General features: G+C 72.6%; 11 protein-coding genes and 1 pseudogene. All 12 read right to left on the bottom strand.

Features of this window, described 5'->3' with window-relative positions; genetic code table 11:
- The coding region (locus ABZ261_RS23715; protein WP_356862299.1) for a flavodoxin-dependent (E)-4-hydroxy-3-methylbut-2-enyl-diphosphate synthase at positions 1 to 166 on the bottom strand (166 nt) is incomplete at its 3' end.
- Positions 167 to 170: 4 nt separating this feature from the next.
- A complete protein-coding gene (hpnH, locus tag ABZ261_RS23710) occupies positions 171 to 1,193 on the bottom strand; it encodes an adenosyl-hopene transferase HpnH (RefSeq protein WP_356862289.1) in 1,023 nt (340 codons plus the stop codon).
- A gap of 5 nt (positions 1,194 to 1,198) precedes the next feature.
- The gene (locus ABZ261_RS23705; RefSeq protein WP_356862287.1) at positions 1,199 to 1,840 is read right to left on the bottom strand and encodes a 1-hydroxy-2-methyl-2-butenyl 4-diphosphate reductase; all 642 of its coding nucleotides are present in this window, start codon (positions 1,838 to 1,840) and stop codon (positions 1,199 to 1,201) included.
- Between the two features lies 1 nt (position 1,841).
- Positions 1,842 to 3,875 (bottom strand): squalene--hopene cyclase, encoded by a 2,034-nt coding sequence (shc, locus tag ABZ261_RS23700; RefSeq protein WP_356862285.1) that lies wholly within the window; start codon positions 3,873 to 3,875, stop codon positions 1,842 to 1,844.
- A 116-nt stretch (positions 3,876 to 3,991) separates the two neighbouring features.
- Positions 3,992 to 5,125 (bottom strand): polyprenyl synthetase family protein, encoded by a 1,134-nt coding sequence (locus ABZ261_RS23695; protein WP_356862283.1) that lies wholly within the window; start codon positions 5,123 to 5,125, stop codon positions 3,992 to 3,994.
- Positions 5,125 to 6,555 (bottom strand): annotated as a pseudogene (gene hpnE / locus ABZ261_RS23690) (hydroxysqualene dehydroxylase HpnE); the annotation flags it as partial. The pseudogene hpnE and the gene ABZ261_RS23695, both read right to left, overlap by 1 nt.
- Positions 6,549 to 6,677, bottom strand: a complete 129-nt coding sequence (locus tag ABZ261_RS23685; protein ID WP_356862297.1) for a DUF6380 family protein — start codon at positions 6,675 to 6,677, stop codon at positions 6,549 to 6,551. The gene ABZ261_RS23685 and the pseudogene hpnE, both read right to left, overlap by 7 nt.
- On the bottom strand, positions 6,677 to 7,639 hold the full coding sequence (gene hpnD / locus ABZ261_RS23680; RefSeq protein ID WP_356862281.1) for a presqualene diphosphate synthase HpnD: 963 nt from the start codon (positions 7,637 to 7,639) through the stop codon (positions 6,677 to 6,679). The genes ABZ261_RS23685 and hpnD overlap by 1 nt, the downstream gene beginning before the upstream one ends.
- A complete protein-coding gene (gene hpnC / locus ABZ261_RS23675; protein WP_356862279.1) occupies positions 7,636 to 8,532 on the bottom strand; it encodes a squalene synthase HpnC in 897 nt (298 codons plus the stop codon). The genes hpnD and hpnC overlap by 4 nt, the downstream gene beginning before the upstream one ends.
- A 360-nt stretch (positions 8,533 to 8,892) precedes the next feature.
- On the bottom strand, positions 8,893 to 9,672 hold the full coding sequence (locus ABZ261_RS23670) for an ABC transporter ATP-binding protein (RefSeq protein WP_356862277.1): 780 nt from the start codon (positions 9,670 to 9,672) through the stop codon (positions 8,893 to 8,895).
- Positions 9,665 to 10,594, bottom strand: a complete 930-nt coding sequence (locus ABZ261_RS23665) for an ABC transporter permease (RefSeq protein WP_356862275.1) — start codon at positions 10,592 to 10,594, stop codon at positions 9,665 to 9,667. Before ABZ261_RS23665 ends, ABZ261_RS23670 begins: the two co-directional genes overlap by 8 nt.
- 100 nt (positions 10,595 to 10,694) lie before the next feature.
- Entirely contained in the window at positions 10,695 to 11,567 is an 873-nt protein-coding gene (locus ABZ261_RS23660) for a glycosyltransferase (protein ID WP_356862295.1), read from the bottom strand.
- Between the last annotated feature and the right edge of the window lie 2 nt (positions 11,568 to 11,569).

Here is an 11,569-nt window from a genome sequence, read left to right as displayed (position 1 = left end):
GCAAGGTGGCGCCCACGTCGGAGGTGCGGGTCGTCGTCATCGACTGCACCGAGACGGGCGCGTCCCCGCCGACCGCCACGCTGCCGACCTGGATCCGCCGCGACCGGCGGCGCTGCGCGACCGGACGGGCCGGCACCTCGGGAACGCCCAGGGACACGGCGGTCATCGCCTCACTCCCGGTTCCCGGAGACCGTCTCCCGCATGGCCCGCAGGGACTCCTTCAGGGAGCCCATGGTGGCGAGGACGGCGGTCGGCTCGTAGCCGCAGTGCGCCATGCAGTTGGCGCAGCGCGGGTCCTTGCCGCGGCCGTACTTGTCCCAGTCGGTCTTCTCGATCAGCTCCCGGTACGTCGGCACGTACCCGTCGCTCATCAGGTAGCAGGGGCGCTGCCAGCCGAAGAGCGAGTAGTTGGGGATCGCCCACGCGGTGCACGGGAAGTCGACCTTGCCCTCCAGGAAGTCCAGGAACAGCGGCGAGTGGTTGAGCCGCCACTTCCTGCGGTTGCCGCCCGCGAAGGCCTTCCGGAACAGTTCCCGGGTCTGCTCGACGCCGAGGAAGTGCTCCTGGTCGGGGGCCTTCTCGTAGGCGTAGGCGGGCGAGATCATCATCTCGTCCACCTTCAGGTCGTCGTTGAGGAAGTCGAGCACCTCGACGACGGTCTGCGGGGTGTCGGTGTTGAAGAAGGTGGAGTTGGTGGTCACCCGGAAGCCGCGCCGCTTGGCCTCCTTGATGGCCTCGACGGCCTCGTCGAACACGCCTTCCTTGGCGACGGACTCGTCGTGCCGCTCGCGCAGCCCGTCGATGTGCACGGCGAAGGCGAAGTAGGGGGAAGGGGTGAACTTGTCGATCTTCTTGCGCAGCAGCAGTGCGTTGGTGCACAGGAAGACGTACTTTCTCCTCGCCACCAGCTGCCTGACGATCTCGTCGATCTGAGGGTGCATCAGTGGTTCGCCGCCGGCGATCGACACCATCGGCGCACCGGACTCCAGCACCGCGCCCACGGCCTGGGCGACCGGCATGCGCTGCTTGAGCACGCCGGCCGGGTGCTGGATCTTGCCGCAGCCCTCGCATTTGAGGTTGCAGGCGAAGAGCGGTTCCAGTTCGACGATGAGCGGGAACTTGTCCCGCCCGCGGAGCTTCTGTTCGGCCAGGTATGCAGCGACCTTGATGGACTGGCGCAACGGCATGGCCATCTGGCTCACCTCCGGGGGAGCAGCGAGTAACGGTGCCATTCGAAAAATGCGGGAAGAAGCGAACGAAGCACACGGAAGGCCGATATGCCGCCGCGTACCGTGCCGATCCGGACGAGTTCGTGTTCGGGGGCGTCCACGACCACCCGGACGGCCGCGACCGGGCGCGCGCCCGTGCGGACGGCGCCGAGGAGCGTGGCCGCCGACTCCATGTCGACCGCGATCGCGCCGGTGGCGCGCAGGCCGGACCGCTCGCAGCCGCGGACGACATGGTCGGAGCCGGTCAGCGCTCCGGTGTGGACCGTGCGCCCGGGCAGCAGGCGCGTGAGTTCCCGGACCAGCAGTCCGGTGCCCACGCACGGGACGGTCCCGCGCGGGTCCCTGGTCTCCTCGGCGACGACCAGGTCGCCGGGGTGCATGCCGGGGGCGAGCCCGGCGCAGAAGCCGGTGGCCAGGACGGATGCGCCGGCCAGCGCCCCGGTGGCGAGGCTCCGGGTGACGGAGCGTTCCGCGGCGCGGGGGCCCATGCCCGTGCGGAGGAAGGCGACCGGCCCGCCGGCCCCGCTCCGGTCGCCGGTGCGCAGGGCGAGCCGCTCGATGCCGAGCGCGCAGGCGACCAGCAGCGGGGCCGGGACGGGCTGGGTGCCCATGTCAGTTCCCCTTGGCCTGCGGGGCGAGTCTGGGCGTCTTGACGAACAGGTTCCGCTCGAAGGGGTCGCCGTGCAGGTACCGGCCGAGCGCGGTGAGCGGGAACACCTGCCGGTACAGGTGGTAGTTGATGGAGAAGTCCCAGGGGAAGCCGGTGCCGGTGAAGTACGGCTCGTCCCAGGTGCCGTCCTCCCGCTGGGCGCCGGCCAGCCACCGGACGCCGCGTTCGACGGCCCTGGAGTCCCTCTCCCCCGCCGCGAGCAGCGCCATCAGCGCCCACGCGGTCTGCGACGCGGTGGAGGCGCCCCGGCCGCTCCACTCCTCGGCGTACTTGTAGGAGCGCAGGTCCTCGCCCCAGCCGCCGTCGTCGTTCTGGACGCTCTCCAGCCAGGCGACGGCCCGCCGGATCGCCGGGTGGGAGGCGGGCAGTCCGGCCGCGGTGAGCGCGGGGACCACCGACCCGGTGCCGTAGAGGTAGTTGACGCCCCAGCGGCCGAACCACGAGCCGTTCGGCTCCTGTTCGGCCAGCAGCCAGGCGATGCCGCGCCGGGTGCGCGGGTCGTGGGAGAGGCCCTCGGCGGCGAGCATCTCCACGACGTGCGCGGTGACGTCCGCGGAGGGCGGGTCGATGACCTCGCCGAAGTCGCAGAACGGCAGCCGGTTGGGGAACGGGCTGGTGTTGTCGGCGTCGAACGCCCCCCAGGCGCCGTTCTTCGACTGCATGCCCAGGTTCCAGCGGACGGCCCGGCCGATCGCCCGGTCGATGCGCTCCGGGTCGTGGTGCCGGACCCGGCGCAGCGCGAGGGCGACCTCAGCGGTGTCGTCGATGTCCGGGTAGTTGTCGTTGTGGAACTCGAACGCCCAGCCGCCGGGCGGCAGTTGGGGACGCTTGACGGCCCAGTCGCCGGGCCGGACGATCTCCTCGCCGAGCATCCAGTCGGCCGCCTTGACCAGTTGCGGATGGTCGGAGGGCAGTCCCGCGTCGACGAGGGCGATGGTGGCCAGGCAGGTGTCCCACACCGGGGACTGGCAGGCCTCGATCATCCGGGCGCCGTCCTCGCGCCACACGGCGAAGCGGTCCAGCGAGGCGAGTCCCTCGCGCATCACCGGGTGCTTCAGGTCGTACCCGAGCAGGTACAGGGCGATGATCGAGTACACGGCCGGGGGCTGGATGCCGCCCCAGCAGCCGTCGTTCTCCTGGCGTTCGATGATCCAGCGGGCCGCCGCATTCATCGCGGCTCTGCGCAGCCGGCGCGGGGCGACCTTGCGCAGCCGGTGCAGCGCCTTGTCCATCCGCTGGAAGGCTCCGTCCCAGCTGGCCAGCGGGGCGAGGGAGGTGGGCGGGTTGGGGTTCGCCGGGTCGGTGTGCAGCTCGTCCAGCGGGAAGGGGGCGGGGCGCACCGGGCGCTTGGCCGAGACGATGGTGAGCGGCACGATGGTCTGCCGGGCCCAGCAGCCGAAGTCGTAGATGTTGAGCGGCATCCAGGTGGGGAACCAGATCAGCTCGGGCGGCAGTTCGGGCAGGTCCTCCCACTTCCACCAGCCGAACAGGGCGAGCCAGATCCGGGTGAACACCCGGGAGGCGGCGATGCCGCCGTGCTCGCGGACCCAGGCGGACGCCTTCGCCATGTGCGGGGCGTCGGGCGCGTCGCCGGCCAGGCGGAGGGCGACGTACGCCTCGATGGTGGTGGACAGTTCACCGGGGCCGCCGTAGAAGGTGGCCCAGGTTCCGTCCTGGCGCTGCTCGCCGCGGACGAACTTCGCGGCGGCCTGCGTGGTGTCCTCGTCCAGGATGTCGAGGAACTGACGGAGCAGCAGGTCCTCCGCGTCCATGGTGACGTTGGTCTCCAGGTCGCCCTTCCACCAGCCCTGCGCGTCCTGCCGGGAGAGCAGGAAGTCGGCGGCGCGCCGTGCGGCCAGTGCGGCGGCTTCCCGTACCCCGGCCGCCTCGGGGGTGGTGGTGAGCGTGGTGTCGCTGGCCGCGGCAGCGCGGGACGGCAAGGTCGCCCCGGTGCTTCCGTCGGTCGTCGCTGTCATGGCTTCCCCTTCGTGCAGTCGTGCGAGTCGTGCTGCTGTGGGTCCGCCGTCGGCCGGTGCCGTGAACGCTGCGGCACCGGCCGGCGACTAAGCGAGGCTCATCGAGCCGACCGGGATCATCTCTTGCGCACGACGACGAAGTCGGCGAGCGCCGTGAAGGCGGCCCGCACCCGGTCGGGCATGTCGACGGCGTCGAGGGCTTCGAGGGCGACGGTGTGCTGGCGGCGTGCTTCCCGGGCCGTCCACTCGCGGCCTCCGGCCTCCTCGATGAGGGCGGCGCGGGCCGCGAACTCCTCCTCGGAGAAGTTCTGGAAGTCGCTGCTCTTGGCGTCGGCGGCGAGGATCTCGCCGAGCTGCTCCGACGCGGGGCCGCCGGCCGCGAGGGCGGCCACGACCGGCAGGGACTTCTTGCGCTGGCGCAGGTCGCTCCAGGTCTGCTTGCCGGTGGCCTCCGGGTCGCCCCAGATGCCGAGCAGGTCGTCCACGGCCTGGAAGGCGAGGCCGAGGTGGTAGCCGTACCTCTCCAGGGTGTCGGCGGTGGTGTCGTCGGCGCCGCCGAGGACGGCGCCGACGGAGCAGGAGGCGGCGAGCAGGGCGCCGGTCTTGTTGCCCTCCATCTCCAGGCACTCCTCGACGGTCACGCGGTCGCGGTGCTCGTAGGAGATGTCCTGGGCCTGGCCGTCGATCAGGGCGCGGGTGGCGGTGGTGAGGCGGCGCGCGGCGCGGCCGGCCTCGACCGTGCCCAGCTCCAGCAGGACCTCGTTCGCGAGGGCGAACAGGGCGTCGCCGACCAGGATGGCCTGGGCGGGGCCGTGCACCTTCCAGACGGTGTCGCGGTGCCGGCGCTGCTCGTCGCCGTCCATCAGGTCGTCGTGCAGCAGCGAGAAGTTGTGCACGAGTTCGACGGCGACCGCGCCCGGGACGCCCACCTCGGGTGCGGCGCCGGTGACCTCGGCGGAGAGGACGGCGAGCGCGGGGCGGACGGCCTTGCCGCCGTCGCCGTCGGCCGGGTTGCCGGCGGCGTCGATCCAGCCGAAGTGGTAGGCGGCGACGGTGTCCATCGGAGCCGCCAGGCGGTCGACGGCCGCCCGCAGGACCGGTGCGGCCAGGGTCCGGCCGCGCTCCAGCAGCGCGGTCACGTCCACCGCGGCCCGTGGAGCGGGCGTCGAGGCCGGGGGCACAGTGGGCACAGTCTCTCCTCTTGTTGCGGTACCGGGGGTGCGGGGGCCTGCCGCGGGCTGATCGGGCATCAGGCCGCCTCCTCGACGTCGAAGAGGTGGCGGGGGCGGGGCCGGCCCAGGGCGCTGAGGGCGGCGTCGGCCGCGCTCACTCCGCTGCGAACCGCACTCTCCATGGTCGCGGGCCACCCGGTGGCGGTCCACGCTCCGGCCAGGTACAGGCCGGGGGCCTTGGTGCGGGCGCCGGGCCGCAGCCGCCCGACGCCGGGGGTGGGGGCGAACGTCGCCGTGCGCTCCCGGGTCACGAAGAAGTCCCTCACCTCGGCCGCGCGCGCACCCGGGAGCAGCCGCTGCAGTTCGGGCAGGTAACGGGCGCGGAGCTCGGCGACCGGGGTGTCGATCTCGTCCTGCGCGGCCGACTGCGACAGCGCGAGGTACTGGCCGGTGCGCAGCCCCGAGGCGTCGGTGCGGTCGAAGACCCACTGCACGGGGGTGCCGAGGGCGGCGAGGAAGGGCGTCGCCAGCACTTTGCGGTCGTAGACGACGTGGACGTTGAGGATCGGCGCGGCGCCGATCCTCAGCAGCCGTCCGGGCGCGTCGAGGGCGCCGGGCGGCAGCAGGGCGTGGGCCTCGCGCTGGGGCACGGCGAGGACGACCGCGTCGGCGTGGTGCGTCCCGCCGGGGACGTCGACGCTCCAGACGCCGCTTGCGTCGCGGCGCACGGAGGTGACGCGGGCACGGACCTCGGTGCGGACGCCCGCGGAGTCGAGCGCCCTGCGGGCCAGCCGGTCGTGCAGTTCGCCCAGCGGGACGCGGGCCCAGCCGATGTCGGCCGCGCCCGGGTCGGACAGCAGGCCGGTCCTGAACACCATCGCGGCGAGCCCCAGCGAGGCGTCGCCCGCGACCGCGTTGAGGGTGGCGACGCCGACCAGGTCCCACAGGGCCTCGACGGCGCGCGCGGACTGGCCGTGCGCGGCCAGCCAGCTGCCGAAGTCCTGCGCGTCCAGGTCCGGGTCGCTCGGGTCGAGCCCCTTCAGCGCGAGCGCGGCCCGTCCGACCGCGGCGCGTTCGGCGAGCGAGAGGTGCGGATAGGCGGCCAGGCTGCGCCCCAGGTGGAGGGGGACGGGCAGCGGGTCGCGCCGCAGCCTGCCGAGCCGCCGGCCCTCGGGCTTGGCGGCGTCCACGACGGGTACGTCCAGGCGGTCCTGCAGCGGGGCGAGCGCCGCGCCCCCGATCCGGTCGAGGAACCAGCGGTAGGCGGTGCAGCAGCGCAGGTACACGTGCTGGCCGTTGTCGACGGTCAGTTCGCCGCGCCGGAAGGAGAAGGCGAGGCCGCCCAGCCGGGGCCGGCCCTCCAGCAGGGTGACCCGGACGCCCGCGTCGGCGAGGGCGAGCGCCGCGGTGGTGCCGGCGAGTCCGCCGCCGACCACGACCGCGCTGCGGCCGTCCGTCCGCGGGGTGCCGGTGTGCTCCCGCGCGAGGCGTGAGCCGTCACTCATCGTGCGTCCTTCCGTGCGTGCCGGGCGTGCTGGTCGAACGGTGCACGCCCGGTCGTCGCAGTCAGGGACGCCACGCCGCGGCGGAGGGTTGCCTGCCGCGTGCGGTGCGGCCGGGTGAAGGGCATCAGCCGCGCCTCCTGACGGAGCGCCGGGAGACATGGCGGCTCACGTGCCGGGTGTCGAGTCCGGACAGGCCGCGCACGGCGACGTAGGCCTTCTCGTGGCCGGGCAGCGAGACCCGGCCGCGCAGCACGGCCTCCGGGTCGCGTTCGATGCGGTCCAGGAGCCTGCGGTAGATGCCGGCCATCGCGGCCACGCAGGCGCCGCTGCGCCGGTCGAGCAGGGGCAGCAGCCGGTAGCCCTCGGCGAAGAGGGCGCGGGCCCGCCGCACTTCGTAGTGCACGAGGCCCGCGAAGTCGGAGCCCTCCGGTGGCGTCGGCCCGTGGAAGCCGGCCGAGCAGCCGAACTTGGCGAGGTCGTCGGCGGGCAGATAGGTGCGGCCGCCCGCCGCGTCCTCGCGGACGTCCCTGAGGATGTTGGTGAGCTGCAGCGCGAGCCCGAGCGTGTCGGCGTACTCGGGCGCGCGCTCGGCGCCGCGCGCCCCGGGCTCGGTGCCGAACACGCCGAGCGAGAGGCGGCCGATGGCGCCGGCGACGCACCGGCAGTACGCCTTCAGGTCGTCCCACGTCTCGTAGGTCCGGCCGCGCACGTCCATCTGGACGCCGTCGATCAGCTCGTCCAGGCCGCCGAGGGGGATCGGGAAGGCCCGGGCGGCATGGGTGAGGGCGACGGCCACCGGATCGGTGTCGTCCTCCTCGACGTCGCCCGCGCGGATCCGGGCGAGCAGCGCCCGGGTGTCCTCCAGGCGGGCGAGCTTGGTGTCACCGGGAAGGTCGCCGTCGCCGATGTCGTCCACCCGGCGGGAGAACGCGTACAGCGCCGACATGGCGCGGCGCTTGGCGGTCGGCAGCAGCCGGATGCCGTACGCGAAGTTCCGGGCCTGCTGCCCGGTGACGGCCTCGCAGTAGCTGTAGGCGGCGAGTACCGGTGCGGACACGTGCGGCGGGAAATCCACGGTCCGGATCACCCCTCTCCTCGCAGGATCACGCCCGCCTCGCGCAGCAACTGGACCGTGCCGGGCCGGGGCGGGCCGGGAAGTACGTCGTACTCGGCGGCGGCGATCGCCCGGATCGCCGCCCTTCCCCCCGCCACGAACCCTGCGAGCAGCAGCTTCAGCCTGCCGTGGACGCTACCCACCAGGGGGGCGCCTTCATTCAGCAGATCGCGCGCGCGTCGTGCTTCGTGGGCGATCAGGGCGCGCACCGACGCGCTCGCGGTGGCCGCGGCGAGGTCGGCCTCCTGCACGTGGAAGCGTTCCATGTCCTCGGCGGGCAGGTAGACGCGGTCGCGGCGAAGGTCCTCGGCGACGTCCTGGAGGTGTTCCACGATCTGCAGGGCGGTGCAGACGGCGTCGGACAGCCGGATCCGTTCGGGGCTCGCGGTGCCGGTGACGGCGAGCACGAGGCGGCCGACGGGGTTGGCGGACAGTTCGCAGTAGGCGAGGAGGTCCTCGTAGGTCTCGTACCGGGTGACGAGCTGGTCCTGGCGGTTGGCGGCGATCAGCGCGAGGAACGGTTCGGGGGTGAGGGCGCGCCGGCGGACGGTGGGCTGCAGGCGGCGCAGCAGCGGGTGGCGCGGCGTGCCGTCGAAGACGCGGCGCAGGTCCGCCTCGAAGGCGTCCAGCAGGACGAGCCGGTCGGCGGCGTCGGCGGCCGGCACCCCGAGCGCGCGGGCGTCGGCGCCGCCGGGGGCGAGGTCGCCGTCGCCGATGTCGTCCACGAGGCGGGCGAAGCCGTAGACGGCCGTCAGGTCGTCGCGCCACGCCCGGGGCAGGAAGAAGGGGGCCACGGGGAAGTTCTCGCTCGCGGCCTTGCCCAGCGTGGCCCGTTCCAGGTCCGGCGCCGGCTCGGTCGCCGTCATCGGGCGCTGCCCGGGGCGGGGACGGCACATGCTGCGTCGAGCAGGGGAGTCTCCGTAGCCATTGCCGTCACATCTCCCGTTCTACACTGCCGACCCAATACACACTATTTCGGACACGCCGCCCGGTCGCGCGCGCGACGCCCTGGCGAAGGGTGTCGCGCAATATCGCCCCACTTGCCGGTTTCCGGCGCCGGTACAGCTTACGTTGTACAACGCGGTAGGGACCCCAGGGGTGTCCTGCGCATCACAAGAACACACCGATCGGCCCCAAGATTCCTACGTGCGGCCGGAGTTGACGCTTCCTTTGCAGACGGCGGGCCCCGGCCGGGCGGTTTCCGGCGGGGCCCTGGCCGAAACGGGTCACTTGCCCGTGAACTTCTCGTACTCCTTCAGGACCTCGTCGGTGGGTCCGTCCATGCGCAGCTCGCCGCGCTCCAGCCACAGCACGCGGTTGCAGGTGTCGCGGATGGACTTGTTGTTGTGGCTGACCAGGAAGACCGTTCCGGCCTCCTTGCGCAGCTCCCGGATGCGCTCCTCCGAGCGCTTCTGGAACTTGCGGTCGCCGGTGGCCAGCGCCTCGTCGATCATGAGCACGTCGTGGTCCTTGGCGGCGGCGATGGAGAAGCGCAGCCGGGCGGCCATGCCGGAGGAGTACGTGCGCATCGGCAGGGTGATGAAGTCGCCCTTCTCGTTGATGCCCGAGAAGTCGACGATGTCCTGGTAGCGCTCCTTGATCTGCTCGCGGGACATGCCCATCGCCAGACCGCCGAGGATGACGTTCCGCTCCCCCGTGAGGTCGTTCATCAGCGCCGCGTTGACGCCCAGCAGGGACGGCTGGCCGTCGGTGTAGACCTTGCCCTTCTCGGCGGGCAGCAGGCCGGCGATGGCACGCAGCAGCGTGGACTTGCCGGAGCCGTTGGAGCCGATCAGGCCGATGGCCTCGCCCCGGTAGGCGACGAAGGAGACGCCGCGCACGGCGTGCACCGTGCGCACCCCGCGCTCCTCGCCGCGCCGGAGGATCCGGCTCAGGGCCGCGGTCGCGCTGCCCTTGCCGGTCTTGGCGCCGTTGACGCGGTAGACGATGTGCAGGTCGTCCGCGATGACCGTGGGACGACGCTCGCCGGTGTTCTGCTCAGCCACGGCCGTACCGCTCCTCCGCCTTCCAGAAGTACACGAAGCCGCCCAGGGCGAAGAGCACGGCCCAGCCGCCCGCCACGGCCCAGACGTGGTCGGGCAGGTTCCCGGCGCCGTAGCCGTCGATCAGGGCGAAGCGCATCAGGTCCATGTAGACGGCGGCCGGGTTCCACTGCAGGACCGTCGCGATCCACTGCGGCTTGTCCTCCAGCATGATCGGGATGGAGAACATCACACCGGACGCGTACATCCAGGTGCGCATCACGAACGGCATCAGCTGGGCCAGGTCCGGGGTCTTGGCGCCCGCACGGGCCATGATCAGCGCGAGACCGGTGTTGAAGAGGAACTGCAGGCCGAGGACGGGGACGATCAGCAGCCAGGACAGGTCCGGGTAGCTGCCGAAGCCGATCGCCACGGCGAACAGCACGATCATCGAGAACAGCAGCTGCTGGAGCTGCTGCAGCGAGAAGGACACCGGCAGCGCGGCGCGCGGGAAGTGCAGGGCGCGCACCAGGCCCAGGTTGCCGGAGATGGCGCGGACGCCCGACATCACCGAGCTCTGCGTGAAGGTGAACACGAACACGCCGGTCACCAGGAACGGGATGTAGACGTCCTGGGACATGCCGCGGCTGGCGTGCAGGATCAGCCCGAAGACGAGGAAGTACACGGCCGCGTTCAGCAGCGGTGTGGCCACCTGCCAGAGCTGGCCGAGCTTGGCCTGGCTGTACTGCGCCGTCAGCTTCGCCTGGGAGAAGGCCAGGATGAAGTGGCGGCGCCCCCACAGCTGACGGACGTACTCCACGAGCGAGGGCCGGGCGCCGCTCACGGAGAGCCCGTACTTGGCGGCGAGCTCGGCCGCCGTCAGTCCCTCGTCGGGCGACGCGGCCGCGGTCACCGCGACCGTGCCGTCGTGCGTGGTCTCACTCACAGGTGAATACTTTCGTCTTCGGTTTCGCGTTCGGTTTCGCGTTCGGGTTCGTCGTCCGGTGCGTCCGTCCCCGGGCGCACGGGCCCTCAGGACGAGCTTGTCAGATGATCGGCGGACGGCCCAGCCGGGTCAGCCGCCACACCGTACGCCAGCGCATGGGGCGGCGGGGACCGCAGGGCGTGGTCCAGCCCTCCCGGAAGCCGCCGAACCACGCCTTGAGCGCCGGCCGCGAGGGGCGGCGCAGCAGGGTGAGCAGCATCCAGACCCCGAGGTAGACGGGGACCAGGAGGGCGGGCAGGTTGCGGCGGGCGAGCCAGACGCGGTTGCGGGCGACCATGCGGTGGTACACCGCGTGCCGCGAGGGCGCGGTCGTCGGGTGGTACAGCACCATGTCGGCCCGGTAGTCGATCATCCAGCCCGCGTCGAGGGCCCGCCATGCCAGGTCGGTCTCCTCGTGGGCGTAGAAGAACGCGTCCGGCAGCCCGCCGACCTCGGCGAACACCTGGGTGCGCACGGCGTTGGCGCCGCCGAGGAAGGTGGTGACCCGGGAGGAGCGCATCGGGTCGGACGCCCGCAGCCGCGGCACGTGCCGGCGCTGGGTCGCGCCGGTGTCGGGGTCGGCGATGCGGAAGCTGATGATGCCGAGCTTCGGATCGGCGGCGAAGGCCTCACGGCACAGCTGTGCGGTGTCGTGCCGGGCGAGCAGGCCGTCGTCGTCGAGGAACAGCAGCACGTCGACGTCGCGGCCGCTGGGCCCGAAGGCCTCGATGCCGGCGTTGCGCCCGCCGGGGATGCCGAGGTTCTCGGGCAGTTCGACCGTCCGCACGCCGTCCGGCACGTCCGGGACCGGTGAGCCGTTGCCGACGACGACCACCTCGACGGGGTCGCCCTCCTGCTTGGCGACGGAGTCGAGGAGCGCCCGCAGCTCCTCGGGGCGGTTGCCCATGGTGATGATGACGGCGCCGACCTTCATGC

It is taken from the genome of Streptomyces sp. NPDC006193 (assembly GCF_040613915.1).
Classification (GTDB): domain Bacteria; phylum Actinomycetota; class Actinomycetes; order Streptomycetales; family Streptomycetaceae; genus Streptomyces.
This window is presented reverse-complemented; position numbering and strand designations above follow the sequence as displayed.